The sequence below is a fragment of the Streptomyces sp. URMC 124 genome, from assembly GCF_051386455.1.
In the GTDB taxonomy this organism is placed as follows: domain Bacteria; phylum Actinomycetota; class Actinomycetes; order Streptomycetales; family Streptomycetaceae; genus Streptomyces.
Map to the genome: position 1 here is coordinate 1 of NZ_JBPQTS010000467.1, position 272 is coordinate 272.

1 protein-coding gene is annotated in these 272 nt (G+C 47.4%); it reads right to left on the reverse strand.

Going from position 1 to position 272, the window contains the following annotated elements:
• A partial coding sequence (locus tag ACSNOG_RS33355; protein WP_436756412.1) for a YuiB family protein occupies nt 1-221 on the reverse strand: 221 nt, incomplete at its 3' end.
• Nucleotides 222-272: the final 51 nt, after the last annotated feature.

Genomic DNA, 272 nt, shown 5'->3' on the forward strand with positions numbered 1-272 from the left:
GTCTTGATCGTCCATCCGCTCATATAAGCGCCGATCAGTCCGGCAACGCCGGTCAGGTAATCCACCAGCTGGAATGATCCGACGTGAGTCCAAAACGGCGTCTGACTCCGATCCCACAAGCTGTATACAACGACCGGCAGAATGACGATGACAAACAAAAAGCACGGAAACCAGGTCGTCTTCATCAGCATATTAAGGATAAAGCCGATACCGAACATCATGACAAAGAATAGAATCATCAGTACAAGTACAGGAATAAATTGAAGCATGGT